17 protein-coding genes are annotated in these 18,866 nt (G+C 67.4%); 4 read left to right on the top strand and 13 right to left on the bottom strand.

The window, feature by feature from the left end; translation table 11 throughout:
- Nucleotides 1-1,135: 1,135 nt before the first annotated feature.
- A complete protein-coding gene (phhA, locus tag IFT82_RS06420) occupies nucleotides 1,136-2,005 on the bottom strand; it encodes a phenylalanine 4-monooxygenase (protein WP_192125483.1) in 870 nt (289 codons plus the stop codon).
- A gap of 14 nt (nucleotides 2,006-2,019) precedes the next feature.
- Between phhA and IFT82_RS06415 the strand changes: the two genes are divergently transcribed.
- Nucleotides 2,020-2,697, top strand: coding sequence for a TIGR02117 family protein (locus IFT82_RS06415; protein ID WP_192125482.1), 678 nt, complete (start codon nucleotides 2,020-2,022; stop codon nucleotides 2,695-2,697).
- Nucleotides 2,658-3,386 carry an alpha/beta fold hydrolase gene (locus IFT82_RS06410; protein WP_244646543.1) on the top strand — a complete coding sequence of 243 codons (729 nt, stop codon included), beginning with the start codon at nucleotides 2,658-2,660 and terminating at the stop codon, nucleotides 3,384-3,386. Before IFT82_RS06415 ends, IFT82_RS06410 begins: the two co-directional genes overlap by 40 nt.
- Nucleotides 3,387-3,412: 26 nt before the next feature.
- On the opposite strand, the gene IFT82_RS06405 is transcribed toward IFT82_RS06410, so the two are convergent.
- The 8 genes from IFT82_RS06405 to ruvB form a co-directional block, all read right to left on the bottom strand.
- Nucleotides 3,413-3,781 (bottom strand): hypothetical protein, encoded by a 369-nt coding sequence (locus tag IFT82_RS06405; protein WP_244646542.1) that lies wholly within the window; start codon nucleotides 3,779-3,781, stop codon nucleotides 3,413-3,415.
- A 78-nt stretch (nucleotides 3,782-3,859) separates the two neighbouring features.
- On the bottom strand, nucleotides 3,860-5,824 hold the full coding sequence (ftsH, locus tag IFT82_RS06400; RefSeq protein WP_192125522.1) for an ATP-dependent zinc metalloprotease FtsH: 1,965 nt from the start codon (nucleotides 5,822-5,824) through the stop codon (nucleotides 3,860-3,862).
- Between the two features lie 92 nt (nucleotides 5,825-5,916).
- The gene (gene tilS, locus IFT82_RS06395) at nucleotides 5,917-6,906 is read right to left on the bottom strand and encodes a tRNA lysidine(34) synthetase TilS (protein ID WP_192125481.1); all 990 of its coding nucleotides are present in this window, start codon (nucleotides 6,904-6,906) and stop codon (nucleotides 5,917-5,919) included.
- 42 nt (nucleotides 6,907-6,948) lie between these two features.
- Complete coding sequence (locus IFT82_RS06390; protein ID WP_192125521.1) at nucleotides 6,949-7,884, bottom strand: hypothetical protein; 936 nt, start codon at nucleotides 7,882-7,884, stop codon at nucleotides 6,949-6,951.
- A 5-nt stretch (nucleotides 7,885-7,889) separates the two neighbouring features.
- Nucleotides 7,890-8,765 (bottom strand): helix-turn-helix domain-containing protein, encoded by an 876-nt coding sequence (locus IFT82_RS06385; protein WP_192125480.1) that lies wholly within the window; start codon nucleotides 8,763-8,765, stop codon nucleotides 7,890-7,892.
- A gap of 101 nt (nucleotides 8,766-8,866) precedes the next feature.
- Complete coding sequence (gene ptsP / locus IFT82_RS06380; protein WP_192125479.1) at nucleotides 8,867-11,140, bottom strand: phosphoenolpyruvate--protein phosphotransferase; 2,274 nt, start codon at nucleotides 11,138-11,140, stop codon at nucleotides 8,867-8,869.
- An 86-nt stretch (nucleotides 11,141-11,226) separates the two neighbouring features.
- On the bottom strand, nucleotides 11,227-12,720 hold the full coding sequence (locus IFT82_RS06375) for a globin-coupled sensor protein (protein WP_244646541.1): 1,494 nt from the start codon (nucleotides 12,718-12,720) through the stop codon (nucleotides 11,227-11,229).
- Nucleotides 12,721-12,916: 196 nt separating this feature from the next.
- Nucleotides 12,917-13,936, bottom strand: a complete 1,020-nt coding sequence (gene ruvB, locus IFT82_RS06370; RefSeq protein ID WP_192125477.1) for a Holliday junction branch migration DNA helicase RuvB — start codon at nucleotides 13,934-13,936, stop codon at nucleotides 12,917-12,919.
- Between the two features lie 134 nt (nucleotides 13,937-14,070).
- On the opposite strand from ruvB, the gene IFT82_RS06365 reads away from it, so the two are divergent.
- Nucleotides 14,071-14,613 (top strand): GNAT family N-acetyltransferase, encoded by a 543-nt coding sequence (locus IFT82_RS06365; RefSeq protein ID WP_192125476.1) that lies wholly within the window; start codon nucleotides 14,071-14,073, stop codon nucleotides 14,611-14,613.
- A gap of 19 nt (nucleotides 14,614-14,632) precedes the next feature.
- Here the strand turns inward: IFT82_RS06365 and IFT82_RS06360 are convergent, their stop codons facing one another.
- From IFT82_RS06360 to IFT82_RS06345, 4 genes are read right to left on the bottom strand one after another with little or no spacing between them, the layout of a single operon-like run.
- Entirely contained in the window at nucleotides 14,633-15,367 is a 735-nt protein-coding gene (locus IFT82_RS06360; RefSeq protein WP_192125475.1) for a ParA family protein, read from the bottom strand.
- Nucleotides 15,368-15,397: 30 nt separating this feature from the next.
- Entirely contained in the window at nucleotides 15,398-15,994 is a 597-nt protein-coding gene (ruvA, locus tag IFT82_RS06355; protein WP_192125474.1) for a Holliday junction branch migration protein RuvA, read from the bottom strand.
- Nucleotides 15,991-16,497: a crossover junction endodeoxyribonuclease RuvC gene (ruvC, locus tag IFT82_RS06350; RefSeq protein ID WP_192125520.1), complete on the bottom strand. Its 507-nt coding sequence runs from the start codon at nucleotides 16,495-16,497 to the stop codon at nucleotides 15,991-15,993. Before ruvC ends, ruvA begins: the two co-directional genes overlap by 4 nt.
- The gene (locus tag IFT82_RS06345; RefSeq protein ID WP_192125473.1) at nucleotides 16,494-17,237 is read right to left on the bottom strand and encodes a YebC/PmpR family DNA-binding transcriptional regulator; all 744 of its coding nucleotides are present in this window, start codon (nucleotides 17,235-17,237) and stop codon (nucleotides 16,494-16,496) included. The genes ruvC and IFT82_RS06345 overlap by 4 nt, the downstream gene beginning before the upstream one ends.
- 85 nt (nucleotides 17,238-17,322) lie before the next feature.
- On the opposite strand from IFT82_RS06345, the gene IFT82_RS06340 reads away from it, so the two are divergent.
- Nucleotides 17,323-18,780: an ATP-binding protein gene (locus tag IFT82_RS06340; protein WP_192125472.1), complete on the top strand. Its 1,458-nt coding sequence runs from the start codon at nucleotides 17,323-17,325 to the stop codon at nucleotides 18,778-18,780.
- Nucleotides 18,781-18,866 lie beyond the last annotated feature (86 nt).

Genomic DNA, 18,866 nt, shown 5'->3' with positions numbered 1-18,866 from the left:
ACCAACCATCCATGCCTCCCGCCTGCGCCAAAGAGCATACAATGCAGCTTACTTTAGTTCCAGGTGACTAGCGACTGGGTTTGGTGGAGAACGGACGTTCGGCAGCGCCTGGGTCTAGATGGCAGCCTGACGATTATGTCGATCAGTGGGATGCCGAAACGGGTAAGCGTCGCCGAAGCCAGTCAGCAATTTGTCGCGCTTCAAGCGCGTCAACATGGGGTGCCAGATGGATCGTCTCGCGACTGTGGTCGAAGCGAACGGATCCCCATTGCTGCTTCATCAAAGGGAAATACTGGGCCCCATCATTGTCCTCTCCGGTCCATTGCGACATATCGATCCGCAAATTGTTGATCATATGGGTCTTATACCGCCACGTACGGGCAAACGGGCCAGCACGTCTTGTGATCGCTACTTCGCCCTCATGTACCCGAATAATGTCGACGCCAGCGAGTTGACCTAAAACCAAAACGGCCGTTCCGGCCGACACAAGAACCACTAGTACAAGCCAAACTGGCGCCATCGCATCCTGATGGTGGCTAATTACCACCTTGATGCCGCCCCAAGTCCAAAGGAGCAGCCATACAGTCAGGAAAGTCGATCCTATCCACGACGTCTGTGCCGGGAGTCTAAGATGTTCGACCCCTGCTTTCCATTCTACACAAAATTTGGGTAGACCTGCTTTCACAACAATCGCATCCGGCTTGTTCGACGTAAGTTTGGCTATGAGTGCTAGCGGTTAATACCGAATGAGCGATACCGGCTATGTCCGCAAGCGGGCGCACACGGGGCGTTGGGAACGGCAACAATTGGGCGAAAGTAGCCATTCCATTCGAACGCCTTTCTTCCCCCCGCGGAACGTCACTCATGATGAGAGCGGAGGATGCCATCCCCGTCACGCCGCGAACGGGTTCATCGCATTATCCATGCCGCTGGTTGCCTTGCCCGCGATCGACTCCTTGCGGCCGTCGTCCATGTCCTACATGCCGCCGCCCTGCTACATCAGCCGGAATCGCTCTTTCTCATCGCCGCCGTCCCGCATCGTCAGGTCGCAGGCCCGGCGCATTTACCCCGTGTAGGATGGGACTTTCGTGACTTTCGGCGTGACTTTCCGTCAGCCGCCGTTCGCCCCTTGCCTTTATCCGTCCCTCCGGCGCGCATAATCCTGCGTGCCGTGGTTCAACACCACATCCCCCTCCACGACCGTCGCGACGGGGATGTCGGGCAGCGCCTTCAGCGTCTCGTACAGGGGGGCAAAGTCCGTCTCGACCGTCAGGCGCAGCAGTTCGTCGAAGCTGGGTATGACGAAATAATTCTGCTGAAAGTCGTCGATCCGGTATTCGGTGCGCATGACGCGGGCCAGATCGAGCATCAGCCGGTCGGGGCTGGGATCGTCCAGCGCGAACCGGCTTTCCGAATAGCTGGACACGATGCCCGCACCATAGATGCGCAACCCCTCCGGCTCCGCCACCAGCCCGAACTCGACCGTGTACCAATAGAGCCGGCTGAGGTATTTCAGCGCCCCCAGCCCCAGCGCGCGCTGCCCGCCCCGGCCATAGGCGGCGAGATAGTCGGCGAAGACCGGATCGGCCAGCATCGGCACATGACCGAACACGTCATGGAAGACGTCCGGTTCCTCCAGATAGTCGAGCTGGTCGGGGCGACGGATGAAGTTGCCTGCGACGAAGCGGCGATTGGCCATGTGATCGAAGAACACGTCGTCCGGTACCAGCCCGGGCACCGCCACCACCTGCCACCCGGTGAGTGCCATCAGCCGGTCGCTGAGCGCGCGGAAATCGGGGATGCCGGGGCGATCGAGCTTCAGCACGCCCAGCCCCTTCAGCCAGGCATCGGAGGCACGACCGGGCAGCAGCTTCGCCTGCCGCGCGAACAGCGTGTCCCACGTCGTATGGTCCTCGGCCGAATACCGGTCCCAATGCTGGTCGATCGTCCAGTCCGCCGCCACGCCCTCGGGAGGAGTAGCAATCACGTGCGTATATTCTGCCATGCGGTTATCCTATCATGGATGGTATCAAAGGAAACCTGTTCGTGCTGATCCGTCTGGTGGCGTGGGTGGCGGCGACATTCGCTTCGCTGTTCGCGACCTATCTGGTGGCAGGGGCGATCGGTGGCGCGGTGGCGGCGCCGGGTTGGCAGGCGCGCCCCGCGCATGGCTTGACGATCTTCGTCGAGAGCAACGGCATCCATACCGGCATCATCGTGCCCAAACGGGCGGCCGGGATCGACTGGCGGCCATTGGCGCGCGACGACCACCTCGCCGATCCGCGCTACGGTGCCCATGACCACCTGTCGTTCGGCTGGGGCGAGCGTGGCTTCTATCTCGGAACGCCGACCTGGGCCGATGTGCGGGCGCCAACGATCCTGCACGCCGCGATCGGCAGCGACCGGACGCTGGTGCATGTCGATCACCTGCCCCGCCCCGCGACCGGGGATCGGGTCAGGGCGGTGGTGTTGCGACCGGTGGAGTATCGCCGGCTTGCCGCCTTCATCGCCGCCAGCATCGCGCCGGGCGGCGTGCATCGCCACGGCTATTATGGCTATGATGCATTTTATGAGGGACGTGGCCGCTACACCGCGATCACGACCTGCAACGCATGGACCGGCGCCGCCTTGCGGGCCGCCGGGGTAAGGATGGGACGATGGACGCCGTTTCCGGCAACGGTCATGCAATGGCTGTGACCGCCCCCTCCAAGGCGCTGTGGGCGGCGGAGGTGCCGCGGGCGGCGTGGATGGCCGCAACATGGTGGCGGCATCGGGCGGCACTGGCGGCGGCACCGCGCGGCGATGGCCGACCGGTGCTGTTGCTGCCGGGGCTGTTCAACAGCGACCGGTCGAACGCGGTGATGCGACGGTTCCTGACCCGGCTCGGCTACCGCGCGGAAGGTTGGGGACTGGGCCGCAATCTCGGCGCGAAGACGGTGGGCGCGGAGGGCGAGGCGCTGATCGCCCGCGTCGCCGCCCTGGCGGCGGCGGCGGGACCGGTGACGCTGATCGGCGTCAGCCTGGGCGGGATCATGGCGCGACTGGTGGCCCATCAACGACCCGATCTGGTGCGGGAGGTCATCACGGTCAGCTCGCCCTTTGCGGGCAGCGGCCGGGCGACCAATGTGTGGCGCGCGTTCGAATGGGTCACCGGCGAGCGGCTCGACGATCCCGCCGTCCTCGCCCGCTCGGCCCGGATCGCGGGCGCCCTGCCCGTCCCCGCCACCGCGATCTGGAGCCGTAGCGACGGCTTGGTCGCAGGCAGCATCTGTCACGATGCCGCCTGCCGCGCGATCGAGGTCCGCAGCAGCCATCTCGGCGTGCAGATGAAACCGGAAGTGCTGCTGGCGATCGCCGACGTGATGGGCGACGACCACGCCAGCTGAGGGTCACGCTGGCCAAGCGACCGAGATCATTGGCAGGGGAAGCGTTGCGCGACTACCCGGGCGTAACCGTCTTTCAGGGGCCGCTTGTGATAGGCGGCGGGCAAGGCCTGCAATCCGTCGAGCATCTCCTCGATCCCCATCGACTCACCATCGGGCACGCAGGCGATCGGTGGTTTGCGCGCGGCCACGCGACGGGCATTCTCGGCCTTCAGCTGGGACTTGGCCTGCCGGGCCTCCTCCTTCAACACTGCGAAATCAGGCGACAGCATCGCGGCGAAACCCTGCGCACGCAGATCATTGGCGCGGGTCAGGAACTGGTGGACCGTCATCGCGGCATTCGCCGGTGCGGCGACGACCAGCGTGGCGACGGCGAGGATCGGGTACAAACGCATCATGGGCCGGCCTTCCGGAAAGGGAAGACCGGCCCATGACGATGTCAGGCTGAGCGGTGGCTTAACGCCGCATCGCGTTCGTCAGGCACCCAGCGGGCTGGGATTGCCGAACGGCCCCGATGGCCGCCGCGTCTTGGGGATCGACGTACCGGCGGCTGGTACCGACGGGGTCTTCGGCCCCTGATTGACCCGTCCGATCTCCTCACCCGCGATCAGGCGCTTGATCTCGTCACCCGACAGCGTTTCGTATTCGAGCAGCGCACCGGCCAGCAGATGCAACTGGTCGATATGTTCGGTCAGCACCTGCTTCGCCTTGGTCAGGCCACCCTCGACGATCGCCTTGATCTCGTCATCGATCAGCTGCGCGGTCGAATTCGACATCCGCACCGGCTGCGACGAGGAATAGCCCAGGAAGCTCTCGCCTTCCGGCTGGGCGTATTCCACCGGGCCGACCTTGTCCGACATGCCCCATTTGGTGACCATGTCGCGCGCCAGTCCGGTCGCGTATTGGATGTCGCCTGACGCGCCCGACGACACCTTGTCGTAACCGAAGATCACTTCCTCGGCGACGCGGCCACCCATCGATACCGCAAGGTTCGCGTACATCTTGTCGCGATGATAGCTGTAGCTGTCCCGTTCCGGCAGGCGCATCACCATGCCCAGCGCACGACCGCGCGGGATGATCGTCGCCTTGTGGATCGGGTCCGATGCCGGCTCATGGATCGAGACGATGGCATGGCCCGCCTCGTGATAGGCGGTCATCCGCTTCTCGTCCTCGGTCATCACCATCGAACGCCGCTCGGCGCCCATCATGACCTTGTCCTTGGCTTCCTCGAACTCGGCCATCGCCACCAGCCGCTTGCCCTTGCGGGCACCCGTCAGCGCCGCCTCGTTGACGAGGTTGGCTAGATCGGCACCCGAGAAACCGGGCGTGCCGCGCGCGATCGTGCGGGCGTCAACGTCGGGGGCCAGCGGCACCTTCTTCATATGGACTTCGAGGATCTTGATCCGGCCCTCGATATCCGGGCGGGGCACGACGACCTGACGATCGAAGCGGCCCGGCCGCAGCAGCGCGGGATCAAGCACATCGGGACGGTTGGTCGCCGCGACGATGATGATCCCCTCATTCGCCTCGAAACCGTCCATCTCGACCAGCAACTGGTTCAGCGTCTGCTCGCGTTCGTCATTGCCGTTGCCGAGACCGGCCCCACGATGACGACCGACCGCGTCGATCTCGTCGATGAAGACGATGCAGGGCGCCGACTTCTTGGCCTGTTCGAACATGTCGCGGACGCGGCTCGCGCCGACGCCGACGAACATCTCCACGAAGTCCGAACCCGAGATGGTGAAGAATGGCACACCCGCCTCCCCCGCGATGGCGCGGGCGAGCAGCGTCTTGCCGGTGCCGGGCGACCCGACCAGCAGCGCACCCTTGGGGATCTTGCCGCCCAGACGAGCGAACTTGCTCGGGTCCTTCAGGAAGTCGACGATCTCGACCAGTTCCTCACGCGCCTCGTCGATGCCGGCAACGTCGTCAAAGGTGACCTTGCCTTCCTTCTGGGTGAGGATCTTCGCCCGGCTCTTGCCGAAGCCCATCGCCCCGTTGGCGCCGCCACCCTTCTGCATCTGACGAAGCACGAAGAAGGCGATACCCAGGAAGAGCAGGAACGGCAGCGACTGATACAGCAGCACCATCCAGATCGATGGACCATCCTCCGGCTTGGCGGTGATCGTCACGCCCTTTTCGCGCAGCTTCTGGACGAGCGTCGCGTCCTGCAGCGGATAGGCGCGGAACTTCTCGCCGGCGGTGGTCGTGCCGGTGATGATGTCGCGGCTGATGTTGACGTCGCGGACCGTGCCTTCGTCGATCTTGTCGAGGAAGGTGGAATAGGCGATCTGGTTGCCACCCGCGGTGGCGGTGCGCCCGTCGACCATCGTCACGAACAGCGCCAGTCCGAGCAGGATTCCCACCCAGATCAGCAGGCTCTTCATCCAGGGGTTGCCCCCGTTGTTCTCAGGGCCAGGCTGCTTGTCGTTATCGTTCATGGGCACGGGGTCACCTTTCACCCTGCAAGATAGGCTCGCACAGGTTAATGGCAATGGAACAAAACGTCGCGATCGCACCCGATCTGCGACGATCAGGCCGTGCGACGCGGCGGAGCCGGGATAAAATGCCAGACGGAGCCGCGCGTGGTGGCCATCACCCCTCCCTGAGTCGCCCCCCGCCCCACCGCCAGCGCGTCGAGCAGCGCCTCGATCGGGGTCGAGTCCGTGAAGGCCGGGGCGACAATGCCGTGATCGATGCGGACCCGGTGGATCGCGGTGCGCGCGAGCAACCGGCACAGGGTACGGGGCAATCCCGCCATATCGACCGCCATCGCTTCGCCCGGCTGCCGCCGTTCCCGCCATGCCCAATCGCGCAAGGCGTCGAGATCGTCCTGCACCGCCGCGACATGCGCGGCCGATCGCGCCAGTTGCGCCGGATCGATCAGCGATTGCTGGCCCAGCCAGCCCCGCCACCGCGCCCGCGCGAACCGGATATTGCGGTTGGACGGATCGTCGACGCTCGGTACCGTCGCGGCGATGGCGGCGAGATCGTGGCGCCGCCACCCCAGTAACGGCCGCACCAGATCCAGACCCGGCGCCAGCGTCCGCCGCCGCCTGATACCCGCCAGCCCCGCCGGACCGCTGCCGCGATTGGCGCGCATCAGAAAGGTTTCGGCCTGATCGTCGGCATGATGCGCGGTGGCAAGCAACCGGGCATCATGGCCACCCGCCCAATCCGCCAGCGCCGCGTAACGCGCCGTCCTCGCCGCGGCCTGGATATTGGCGCGCGGCAGCGGCGTGGACGGATGGAGCGTCGCATGGGGAATGCCCCGATCCACGCACCAGCCCGCCACCATCGCCGCCTCTGCCGCGGAGTCGCCACGCAGGCCATGATCGAAGGTGGCCGCGATCACCCGTCCCGGCAACGCCGCCGCCGCAAGGGCGAGCATCGCCATGCTGTCCGGCCCGCCGGAAACCGCGATCGCCACCGACTCGTCGTCCGCGACGGAGCGCCCGGCGGCGGCGATCAGGTCGCGGTGGAACCGGGCGACGGGGTCCGGCACGGTGTCGCCCCGCTTCATTCCGGGCCGCCGGGGTGACTGGAGCGAATGGTTATCCGCGGCTCACTTGCATTTCGCCGTCGCCCGGCCGCGCTTGATGTCGGCCAGCATCGTCGCCGACAGCTTGCCGGCATAGACGTCGCTCAGTTCGTCATAGACCTTGCAGGCATCCGCCGGCTTGTCGAGCTTGACCAGCGCCTGTCCCAGATAGAGCAGGCTGTCAGGCGCGCGCTCGCCATCGGGCATCTTCTTGTAGTTCTCGTAGAAAGCCATCGACGCGAGGCTGGGTTTGCCATCGTCCAGATAGGCACGACCGAGCAGGTTCTGGGCGAAGCTGGCGCGGCGGCTCTTGGGGAAATCGGTGACGGTCTTCTTCAACTGGGCCTGCGCTTCGGGATACAGCTTCGCCTCCCACAGGCGATAGCCGTAAAGATAGGCGTCCTCCACCGGCTCGCCCCCGGTCGGCTTCGCCACGGCGGCGACACGGGCCGCGCGGTCGGGTTCGACGGCAGGTTTCGCGGCAGGTGTGGGGCGGGCCCCCGTCAGCGGCTTCGACGGCGGCGTCGCCGCGATCGGTGCCGGCTCGTCATCGCCACCCATGGCGGGGGCGGGCGCCGGCCCCGTGGCGGGGGGTGCGACCAGTCTGGCATCGGTCGCCCGTCGATAGGCCTCGAATTCCTCCCGCAACTGGCGCAACTGATAGCCGTTCTGTTCCCCCTGCCCGGTCAGGCTGGCCATCTGCTGCTCCAGCGCGGTGACCCGCGCGGACAGATCGATCACCACGCTGGACGACGGGCTGCCGGGTACTTCAGTCGGGACCACCGGCGCGGTCACTTCGGGCTGGAGCAGCTGACCGTTGCCGCCGGGGAACACCTTGCGCTGCACCGCGCGCATCTCGCTTTCGAGGCGACCGACCCGGCCTTCGACATTGGCCTGCGCGCCGGCCATCGTGGGGAGGGCCAGCAACGCCGTGGCGGCAATCAGGAAGGGGGTACGCATGGTCATCAACGATCGTCCGTCAGCGGCTGGGAAGGTGCCGGATTGCCCGGTGTGCCCGCACCCGCGGGGTTACCGGGCGCGGGTGTGGCCGCAGCGACCGGAGCCGCCGCCCCGCCCGATCGCGCCGCCAGCGACGCGGCATCCACCTTCACGTCCTTGATCGGGCGCGATCCATCGCCCAGCGGGGGCAGTGCGGTGCCGTTCAGCGTGATCCGTAACTGATCGGGCCGGCCGACGTTGATCCTCGGACCATCGGCATCCGGTGGCACGTCGAACCCTTCGCCCGGCTTCATCGTGCCGAGATACAGCGTCTTGTCGGCAGCGTCGTACACGCGCAGCCACACCTCGTTATCGCCCGCCGCCAACCGCACCTGCTGCACCGACGGCGTCACCACCGGGGCGGGCAACGGTGCGGTGGGCACGGCGACGGGGGCGGCGACCATCGTACCCTCGCTGCTGCCCGGCCCCGGCCGGAACAGGTCGGTCGCATACCATAGTCCCGCCAGGATCAGGATGGCGAGCGCCAGCCCGATGCCCACCGCGGCCAGCCCGCGACCCGGCACCCGATCGGGATCGGCGGTTTCGTAGGGCGCATATTGGGGTGCGCGCGGCAACGTGGCGAGCGCCCGACGCACGTCCTGCGCCACCTCGACATCGTCGATCCCGACCGCGCGGGCATGCGCACGCGCGAACCCGACCGCATAGGTCGGCGAAGGCAGCGCGGCGAAGTCGGTCGCCTCGATCGCCTCCAGATGGCGGAGCGGGATGCGCGTCCGCTGTCCGATCTCGGCCAGGGACAGATTTTGCGCCTCACGCGCCCGGCGCAGACGGTCGCCGACCCGTTCGGTCGCGGGCGTGTCGCCGGGCTCGACATCGTTCATGCAGTCACTCCGCTACGTACCGGCACCGCCGGCCACGCGATTGTCATGTTTCAGAGCGCCCCCGCGCTGTCAACGCGGCGGTGCGCCCGGTCGTCCTCCGGCTACGCCAGATCGATATCGTGTTCCGCCGCCCATGCCGTCAACGCACCGCGCATGTCACGCGGCGGATGCGCCAGCAGGTCGGTCATGTAGGCCATCAGCGCCGGGCGGTCGAGCGAGCGGATCATCGCCTTGACCGGCCCGACCGCGGCGGGGGTGATCGACAACCGGTCGATGCCGATGCCGATCAGCGCCATCGCCTCCAGCGGCCGCCCGCCCATTTCGCCGCACACCCCGACCCGCACGTTCGCCGCGCGCGCCGGCGCCACCACCCGCCGCAGAAAGCGGAGGATGGACGACGACAGCCAGTCGTACCGGTCGGCCAGCTTGGGGTTGCCGCGATCGGCGGCGAACAGGAACTGGGTCAGGTCGTTGGTGCCGATCGACAGGAAATCGATGTTGGGCAGCAGCAGGTCGAGCTGTTCGGCCAGGGCCGGCACCTCCAGCATCGCGCCATAGCGCACCTCCTGCGCCACGCGCTTGCCGCGCCCGGCCAGCCACGCCCGTTGCGCCTCGAACAGGGCACGCGCCTCGTCGAACTCCCATGCTTCCGACACCATCGGGAACATCACATGCAGCGTGCGCCCGGCGGCAGCCTCCAGCAGCGCGCGCGCCTGCGCCTTCATCAGGCCGCTGCGTTCCAGCGCCAGCCGCAACGCGCGCCAGCCCATCGCCGGATTTTCTTCCCCTTCCGATTCGACGGTCAGGTAGGGCAGCGCCTTGTCACCGCCGATATCGACGGTGCGGAACACCACCGGCCGCTCCCCTGCCGCCTCCATCACCTCGCGGTACAGACGCTGCTGGCGTTCGCGCTGTGGCAGCGTGGCGGAGACGAGGAACTGGAATTCGGTGCGGAACAGCCCGATGCCGTCCGCGCCGGTCAGGTCGAGCGCGGCGACATCGTCGCGCAGCCCGGCATTCACCATCAGCGTGACACGGTGGCCATCCTTCGTTTCCGGCGGCAGATCGCGGATCGCCGCAAAGGCCGCCTTCCGCTTCTGCCGGACATCCAGCTTGGCGCCGAACGCCTCCTCCATCGCCGGCGACGGGCGGACGAAGACGTTGCCGCCGGTCACGTCGAGCAGCAGCAGGTCACCTTCCGCGATCAGCCGGCGGACGCCGCGCACCCGGCCCAGCACCGGCACCCCCATCGCCCGCGCGACGATGATGACGTGCGCGGTCAGCGATCCCTCTTCCAGGATCACGCCCTTCAACCGGCGGCGATCATATTCCAGCAGCTCCGCCGGGCCCAGATTGCGCGCGATCAGGATCGTGTCCTGTCGCAGGCCCAGTTGCGCGGCGGTGCCCATCTGGCCGGATACGATGCGGAGCAGCCGGTTGGACAGATCCTCCAGATCGTGCATCCGGTCGGCGAGCAGCGGATCGTCGATCTGGCGCATCCGCTGGCGGGTGCGCTGCTGCACGCGTTCGATCGCGGCCTCCGCGGTCAGGCCGCTGTCGATCGCCTCGTTGATCCGGCGCGCCCAACCCTCGTCATAGGCGAACATCTTGTAGGTCTCGATCACCTCCAGATGCTCGCCGCCGACGCCGAATTCCGCCTCGCGCGCTATGCGGTCGATCTGTTCGCGCATCTTGTCGAACGCGGCATAGACGCGGTGCCGCTCCGCATCGGTATCCTCGGCCACGGTATGTTCGACGACGATACGCGGCTGGTGGAACACGGCACAGCCCGATGCCATCCCCTCGACCAGCTTCTGCCCCGGAATATGGATCGAGGCGGTCGACTGGATACGGTCGCGTCCTGCCCCCGCCTCGTCGATCAGCCCGGCATTGGCGATCAGTTCGGACAGCACCATCGCGACCGTCTGCAGCGCCTCGATCTCGATATCGGCATAGCGGCGCTGTTCGGCATGTTGCACCGCCAGCACGCCCACCACCCGCTCGCGGCGGATGATCGGCACGCCCGCGAAGCTGTGAAACCGTTCCTCGCCGGTTTCGGGCATGTAGCGGAAATCGGGGTGGCTGGCCGCCTCGTCGAGGTTCAGCACCTCGCCCTGCGCGGCGATCATGCCGACCAGCCCTTCACCCAGCGCCAGCTTGGTGACGTGGACCGCCTCTTCGGCCAGTCCGCGTGTCGCGAACAGTTCCAGCACGCCTTCGCGCAGCAGGTAGATCGAACATACCTCGCTGTCGGTCGCTTCGCCGATGATGCCGACGACGGCATTCAGCTTGGCCTGGGCGGGGGTACGGGCCGCCATCACATCGTGAAGGCGGACGAGGATTTCACGGGCGGAGGCGGCGGCCGTAGCGGGCATGGCGCCACGCTAGCCCATTTCGTCACGCCACGGTAGCTGCCGTCGACACTTCCCGCCCCGATCGATCGGGGCGGGTGAGCGGCGGGTCAGAAAGACGTCCGGTCGCCCCCGGTCCCGGCCGGCTGACGCACCAGTGCCGGCACCGCAGCGGCGGGCAGCGGCCGCACCGGCCCCTCGAACTGGGCCGCCAGCGATGGCCGGTTGCTGCCGGCCTGCAACGAGAAGCGGCTGGCCTGATCGGCGAGATGCCCGACCTCGCCGACGAGGTTGCGCGCGGCGGCGGAGGTCTGTTCCACCATCGCGGCGTTCTGCTGGGTCGATTGGTCCATCATCCCGATCGCCGCCGAAATCTGGGTGATCGCGGCCGACTGCGCCTGATTGTCGGCCGCCATCGTCGCCAGCAGTTCGTGGACCTGCGTCACGTCGCCCGAGATATTGGCGAGTGCGCCGTCGACCTTGGTGACGGCCTCAACGGCGGTGACGATATCGGTCTGTGTCACCGTCAACTGGTCGCGGGCCCGCTTGGCTTCCTCTTCGGCGCGCATCGCCAGCGCCGACACCAGATCGGCGACAACCGCGAAGCCACGCCCGGCATCCCCCGCCCGGCCGGCTTCGACTGCGGCGTTCATCGCCAGCACCCGCGTCTGGAACGCGATCTTGTCGAGACCCTCGATCACCGAGTCGATGCCCTTGGCGCTGTCCGACACCCGGCCCATCGCCTGTACCGCCTCGTCCGCCACCGCACGGCCGCCACCGACCGTGGCAATCGCCTGATCGGCGCGCTCCACCGTCCGCGTCGCCGCCACCGCCGAGGCACGCAGGCGGCCGTCCATCTGCGTGACCGACGCGGCGGTCTCCTCCAGCGAGGCGGCATTGCTCTCGGTCCGCCGCGCCAGGTCTTCGGACGCCTGCGCGATCTCGCCCGAGCCGGTGCGGATCGCGGTCGCGCTTTCCGATACCGACCCGATCAGGTCACGCAGCCGCGCCAGGGCGTGATTGTAGCTGGCCTGCAACGAGGTGAAGGCGGGCGGCAAACCCGTCACGTCGGTCGCCAGATCGCCGCCGGCCAGCCGCTCCAGTGCCTGTTCCATGGTGGTGACGGCACGGTCGCGATCGACCTGCGACTGCTCGAAATAGATCGACACTGACAATTCCATATCGAGCAACGCCGCCTTCAGCACCGCGACGCTCGCCTCCGCCTGCGATGGCCCGCGAAACAGCCCCATGGCACGCCGCCACGGCGAATAATGCCGGCCGATGCCCAGAAGCAGTTCCTCCAGCACCAGGGCATAGGCGCCGATGTACCAGCGCGGCTCCAACCCGATACGGGCATGGACCGAACCGATCCTGCGCGTGCTTTCATGAAACTGGCCATCGAATTCGCCGCTGGCGATCCGCGACCAATGCCGTGCCTGCGCCGATTTGGCATTCGTCATCTGGGCATCGTCGCGGAAGAACTTCGCGGTTTCCGGCGTCGCGCGCACCTTGCCATAGAACCGGTCCAGCGCCCCGCCGATCAGCCGCTCGATCGGTTCACGAAGGCCCGCCAGGACACCGCGCTGCCCGGAATCGAAATTCATGAATGCCAGGCGGGACGGGATTTCGTTGTTCATCGCTCTAAAGCCCTTTCGATCACGACCGGGCCGACGACGCCAATCGTATCATGAAAAGCCTTTTAGGGCGCATCCCGACCGCTTTGGCCGCGATGATCCAGTATAATTGGACAGGATCGGGTCTATAATAAAACCGTTTTCGCCAACTCGCCAATCGGTGGCGTCAATCGAACAATCCCGCCTCCGATCCGGCGGGCGGATTTAGTCCCAGATGCTTCCAGCCGCCGGCGTTGAGGATACGGCCCCGCGCCGTTCGTGCGACGAGGCCCAGCTGGATCAGATACGGCTCGATCACTTCCTCGATCGTGTCGCGCGGTTCGGACAGGCCGGCGGCCAGCGTCTCCACCCCGACCGGTCCACCGCGATAGATGTCGGCGATCATCGTCAGGTAGCGGCGGTCCATCGCATCGAGCCCCAGCGCATCGACCTCCAGCCGGGTCAGGGCGGAATCCGCGCTGCGGGCGTCGACCACGGCATCGCCCGCCACGTCGGCGAAGTCGCGTACCCGGCGCAACAGCCGCCCGGCGATCCGCGGCGTCCCCCGCGCACGCCGCGCCACCTCGGTCGCGCCATCGGGCGCGATCGCAAGGCCGAGCAGGCCGGCGGCCCGCGTCACGACGCGGGTCAGTTCCTCGACCGTATAGAATTGCAGCCGGACCGGGATGCCGAAGCGATCACGGAGCGGCGTCGTCAACAGACCCTGCCGCGTCGTCGCGCCGACCAGCGTGAAGCGCGGCAAGTCGATCCGCACGCTGCGCGCCGATGGTCCCTCGCCGATCATCAGGTCGAGCGCGCGATCCTCCATCGCGGGGTACAACACTTCCTCGACCGCCGGTTGCAGGCGGTGGATTTCGTCGATGAACAGGACGTCGCCGTCCTCCAGATTGGTCAGCAGCGCGGCCAGATCGCCCGATTTGGCGATGACCGGACCGGAAGTGGCGCGGAACCCCACACCCATTTCCCGCGCGATGATCTGCGCCAGCGTGGTCTTGCCCAAACCGGGCGGTCCGAAGAACAGCACATGGTCCAGCGCATCGCCCCTCGCGCGCGCCGCCTGGATGAAGATGCGCAGATTCTCGCGCGCCGCCTTCTGCCCGACGAAATCGTCGAGCGTCTTGGGACGCAGCGCGGCATCGACATCCTCGGGGCGGCGGGCGGCGGTCAGCAGGCGGTCGTCGGTCACGCTTCGTTCCGTAGCGGGTCGGGGGCGGACAAGTCGAGAGCCGATAAAGGCAGTGCATTGGATCGGAGTGGGCCGCGCCACGAATATCGACCGCGTCGCATTGCCGAACCCGGTCGTTGTGCCAAAAGGACCCCATGACCGGATGCCGCATTCACCCCCTCACTCCCGCACACGCATCGATCGTCCTCGACCTGTACCGGGCGGCGGCATCGATCAGGGGGTCGGGTCTGGCTCGCGCTGCCGACGAGATCACGATGACCCATGTTAGGAGTTTCATGGAACGCGCCTGCCGCGGCGGCGTGTCGCTTGGTGCCTTCCGGGACGATCGTCTTGTCGGCGAAATCCACGCCGCGCGCCCTGGGCCACGCCAGTTCGATCATGTGCTGGGCGATCTTACCATCGCCGTTCATCCGCAGATGCAGGGACAGGGCGTGGGGTCGGTCCTGTTCGCCGCCTTGTTTGACACGGCGGCATTGATGACCCCGGCCATTGCGCGGGTAGAACTGACGGCACGGTCGGGCAATGCCGGTGCCCTGCGGCTGTACGAACGCCTCGGCTTCGTCAGGGAGGGGCGGCTGGCCGGTCGGGTACGGCTACCCGATGGAACGACCGAGGATGACATACCTATGGGTTTTAAGCTGGAGGGTCATGCCCTGCCCCCGATCGCAGACGCCTGATCGTACGTTCGTCCAACGATCAGCCCTGCCGCGCCACCGCCTTCTCCACCGCCCGCCACAACGCCCCGATCGCCGCCGCCGCCGGCGTGCGCGGGGCGTAGGTACCGACCGGGGCACGACGTTCCGTCATCGATTCGATCGCACTGGCCATCGGGATCACCGGCCAGTCGGGTTGTGCCTCCAGCGCGGCGCGATGCAACGCGCGGCGGCGGTCGACCATCGTGAAGACGGGCAGCAACGGCGTGCCCGTGCCCTTGCGGGCCGACACATGCGCCGCCACCGCATCGAAGGCGCGGGTGGAGAGCGGCGCGGGAATCACCGGCACCACCACCAGATCGGCGGCGCGCAGCACCTGATCGGATGTATCGGTCAGCCCAGGCGGACAATCGACGACGATCCGGTCGTAATCCGACGCCAGCGCGGTGGCGAGCTTGGCAAGCCGCTTCTTCTTGTCGAGATCGTGGAACAGCCGGTCGAGGTGACGCAGCGAGGCATCGGCGGGCAGCAAGGACAATCGCTCCACCGCGGTCGCGCGGATCAGCGTGGCGGGATCGACATCGCCCGTGATCGCCGCGCTCGCCGGCCATTTGCCGGGGCCATCGGCGCCAAGCAGCCAGCTCGACGCCGCCTGCGCATCCAGATCCCACAGCAACGTCCGCCGCGACGACAGCGTCGCCGCCGCCCAGGCGAGGTTCACCGCCAGCGTCGTCTTCCCCACCCCGCCCTTCAGGCTGTACACCGCGATCGTCGTCATGCCCCCAAGCCCTCCCATGCGGGCATGACGCTAGCGTGACGCCTTGCGCAGGGCCAGCCGGACGAGGGCGTCGAGGCTGGCGGCGTCGCCCAGTTCCTCCTCCGCCGCCGCGACCGCCGCAGCGGCCTCGGCCGGGCGGAAGCCGAGATTGAGCAGCGCCGACACCGCATCCGCCGATGCGCCGACCGGCAACACCTGCGCGGTGGCACCGGGGCCGAGCGGCACCGCACCGACCTTGTCCTTCAACTCACGCACGATGCGTTCGGCCAGCTTGGGGCCGACGCCGTTGGCGCGCGCGACCATCGCCTTGTCCTGCGATGCGATCGCGCGGGCAAGGTCGTTCGGCTCCAGTGCCGACAGGATCGCCAGTGCCACCCGCGACCCCACCCCCTGCACCGCGGTGAGCAGCCGGAACCAGTCCCGTTCGCTGGCGCTGGCGAAGCCGACGAGGCGGATGAAATCCTCCCCCACCAGCATCTCGGTGAACAGCGTCGCCGCCTCCCCCACCGGCCCGATCGCCGACAGGGTGCGCGCCGACGCGCCGACCAGATAGCCGACACCGCCGACATCGATCACCGCGTGGTCGATGCCGGTCGAATCGAGCCGCCCCTTCAGATGCGCGATCATGCGGTGATTCTCGCACGGCGGGCCATGCCCTCGGCGCTCGCCAGATGATGCGCGTGGGTGATCGCCACCGCCAGCGCATCCGCCGCATCGGGCCCGGCCAGCTTCGCGCCGGGTAACAGCACCGCCATCATCGCCTGAATCTGCCTTTTCTCCGCGCCGCCGGTGCCGACCACCGCCTTCTTCACCGTGCTGGGATGGTATTCGCCGATGTGCAGCCCCGCCGTCGCCCCGGCCAGCAGCACGACGCCGCGCGCCTGCCCCAACTTCAGCGTCGACTGCGCATTGGTGTTGCCCAGCACCTCTTCCACCGCCGCGCTGTCCGGCCGTTCGGTGCGGATCACCTCGCCCAGCGCCGCGAACAGGTTGGACAGGCGACGCGGCAGCGGCATCGACGGCTCGGTCCTGATCTGGCCGTTGGCGACATGGCTCAACCGGTTGCCGTCCGCCCGGATGACGCCCCAGCCGGTGGTGCCGAGACCGGGATCGAGGCCGAGGATAATCAGCCCAGTTTCTCCATGACTTCGTCGGACACCTCGTAATTGCCCCAGACGGTCTGCACGTCGTCGTCGTCGTCGAGCACGTCGATCAGCTTGAACAGCGTCGCGGCTTCGTCCTCGTTCACATCGACCATCGTCTGCGGGCGCCAGGCCAGCTTCGCGCCCTCCGCTTCGCCCAGCACCGGCTCCAGCGCCTTGGCGACTTCGTGCAGATCGCCCTGCGCGGTCCAGATTTCATGGCCGTCCTCGGACGAAGACACGTCCTCAGCCCCCGCTTCCAGCGCTGCTTCGAATACCTTCTCGGCATCGCCGGCACTGGCCGGGTAGCTGATGAGGCCCATGCGATCGAACGCATGGCTGACCGAACCGCTGGCGCCCAGGTTGCCGCCGTTCTTCGCCACCGCCGTCCGCACGTTGGTGGCGGTGCGGTTGCGGTTGTCGGTCAGCGCCTCGATGATGAGCGACACGCCGCCGGGGCCGAAACCCTCGTACCGGATTTCCTCGTAATTCTCGGCATCGCCGCGGCTGGCCTTGTCGATCGAGCGCTGGATATTGTCCTTGGGCAGCGACGCCGCCTTGGCCGCCGCCACCGCCGCGCGCAGGCGCGGGTTCATATCGGGATCGGGCAACCCCATCTTCGCGGCCACCGTGATCTCTCGCGACAGCTTGGAGAACAGCGAGCTGCGCTTCTTATCCTGCGCACCCTTGCGGTGCATGATGTTCTTGAACTTGGAATGGCCTGCCATCGGTGCCTCTTGGAATGGTTACACCGCCCTTAGCGCCCGATAGGGGCTTTCGCCAATGCCGCCCTTGGGCCAAACGGGCGCGATCATGACAGTCAGCGTGGATATGGGGTTGGACGACCGCGGCGGCGCGGTCGGTATGGACCTGGAGGAACTGCTCGCGACCCGCCTGCTGGTGCAGGGCAATTCGGGGTCGGGAAAGTCGCATCTGCTGCGCCGCCTGCTGGAGAAATCGGCCGGGCAGGTGCAACAGGTGATCGTCGATCCGGAGGGTGATTTCGTCACGCTCGGCCCGGCCTACGGCCATGTCGTGATCGAGGCGGCGGATTATTCGATCCCCGAGGTCGCCCGATTCGCCACCCGCATCCGCGAACACCGCGCCTCCGTCGTCCTCAGCCTCGAAGGGCTGGAGGCGGAGGGGCAGATGCGCTGCGCCGCCGCGTTCCTGATGGCGCTGTTCGATGCGCCGCGCGAACACTGGTACCCCGCGCTGGTGGTGGTGGACGAGGCGCAGCTGTTCGCCCCCACCACCGGCGGCGAGGTGGCAGAGGAGGTGCGTCGCGCCTCGCTGTCGGCGATGACCAACCTGATGTGCCGCGGGCGCAAGCGTGGCCTTGCCGGCGTGATCGCGACGCAGCGGCTGGCCAAGCTGGCGAAGAACGTCGCGGCGGAGGCGTCGAACTTCCTGATGGGCCGCACCTTCCTCGACATCGACATGGCCCGCGCCGCCGATCTGCTCGGCATGGAACGGCGGCAGGCGGAGGCGATTCGCGATCTGCCGCGCGGCACCTTCATGGCGCTGGGGCCGGCGGTGTCGCGACGGCCGATCTCGGTCAGGATCGGTGCGGTCGAAACCTCGGCGCGGTCGGGCAGCCCCAAGCTGACGCCGTTGCCGGCGGCGAAGGCATACGACCTCGCCGACATGCTGGCCGAACCGGTGGTCGAGGCGCCGATGCTGCCGATGACGTTCGAGGCCCGGCCCCGGCTGGTCCCCGCCGACGAACTGGTCGCCGATATCGGCCGCCCCGCCCCCGCCCCGCTCGCGCCGGCCCCGCAGAAGAACGAGGCGGAGGTGGAGGCGATCTATGCCGATACGCTGCGCGCGATCGTCGCGGATGCCGATGCGGCGCTGCGCCCGCCATCTGTGCTGTTCCAGGATTTCCAGGTAAGGTGCCGGATGGCGGGCCTTGCAAAGCCCGCACTCGACCTGCCCGGCTTCACCCGGCGACTCAGTTGCGCGCGGGCGGGCATCTTCGACGTGCATGACGAGGAATGGGCGGAGGCGCTGGCGCTGGCCGGTACGCTGCCCGACGATATGATGGGTGCGTTCCTGCTGGTGGCGCGGGCGGCGAAGGAGGCACGGCCCTGCCCGTCCGATACCGAACTGGCGCACACCTATGGCACCAGCTCGCTGGGCCGCGTCCGTCGCCTGATCGGCTATATCGAAAGCCGCGAGTTGTTCGTGACGCGCACCGATCTGTCCGGCAAACGATCGATCACCATTCCGCGGCTGGGCTGGACGACGGAGCCGGCCGAGGCGGCCTGAACCGCCGCCTCTGCTGCGAGCGGTTCGCACGGACCTATCGGCCCGAGCTGGTCGTTATCCCATGGATATCATGACCAAAGGCTTTC

It is taken from the genome of Sphingomonas sp. CFBP 8760, assembly GCF_014841615.1.
Lineage (GTDB): Bacteria > Pseudomonadota > Alphaproteobacteria > Sphingomonadales > Sphingomonadaceae > Sphingomonas.
This window is presented reverse-complemented; position numbering and strand designations above follow the sequence as displayed.

Excerpts from the sequence above, each read along its gene's own strand:
- tilS (WP_192125481.1), bottom strand. The coding sequence starts at position 6,906 with ATGAAGCGGGGCGACACCGTGCCGGACCCCGTCGCCCGGTTCCACCGC.
- ptsP (WP_192125479.1), bottom strand. The coding sequence starts at position 11,140 with ATGCCCGCTACGGCCGCCGCCTCCGCCCGTGAAATCCTCGTCCGCCTT.
- IFT82_RS06390 (WP_192125521.1), bottom strand. The coding sequence starts at position 7,884 with ATGCGTACCCCCTTCCTGATTGCCGCCACGGCGTTGCTGGCCCTCCCC.
- IFT82_RS06410 (WP_244646543.1), top strand. The coding sequence starts at position 2,658 with ATGGACGCCGTTTCCGGCAACGGTCATGCAATGGCTGTGACCGCCCCC.
- phhA (WP_192125483.1), bottom strand. The coding sequence starts at position 2,005 with ATGGCAGAATATACGCACGTGATTGCTACTCCTCCCGAGGGCGTGGCG.
- IFT82_RS06345 (WP_192125473.1), bottom strand. The coding sequence starts at position 17,237 with ATGGCAGGCCATTCCAAGTTCAAGAACATCATGCACCGCAAGGGTGCG.
- IFT82_RS06385 (WP_192125480.1), bottom strand. The coding sequence starts at position 8,765 with ATGAACGATGTCGAGCCCGGCGACACGCCCGCGACCGAACGGGTCGGC.
- ftsH (WP_192125522.1), bottom strand. The coding sequence starts at position 5,824 with ATGAACGATAACGACAAGCAGCCTGGCCCTGAGAACAACGGGGGCAAC.
- IFT82_RS06405 (WP_244646542.1), bottom strand. The coding sequence starts at position 3,781 with ATGATGCGTTTGTACCCGATCCTCGCCGTCGCCACGCTGGTCGTCGCC.
- IFT82_RS06340 (WP_192125472.1), top strand. The coding sequence starts at position 17,323 with ATGACAGTCAGCGTGGATATGGGGTTGGACGACCGCGGCGGCGCGGTC.
- IFT82_RS06360 (WP_192125475.1), bottom strand. The coding sequence starts at position 15,367 with ATGACGACGATCGCGGTGTACAGCCTGAAGGGCGGGGTGGGGAAGACG.
- IFT82_RS06365 (WP_192125476.1), top strand. The coding sequence starts at position 14,071 with ATGACCGGATGCCGCATTCACCCCCTCACTCCCGCACACGCATCGATC.
- IFT82_RS06415 (WP_192125482.1), top strand. The coding sequence starts at position 2,020 with ATGGATGGTATCAAAGGAAACCTGTTCGTGCTGATCCGTCTGGTGGCG.
- IFT82_RS06375 (WP_244646541.1), bottom strand. The coding sequence starts at position 12,720 with ATGAATTTCGATTCCGGGCAGCGCGGTGTCCTGGCGGGCCTTCGTGAA.
- ruvA (WP_192125474.1), bottom strand. The coding sequence starts at position 15,994 with ATGATCGCGCATCTGAAGGGGCGGCTCGATTCGACCGGCATCGACCAC.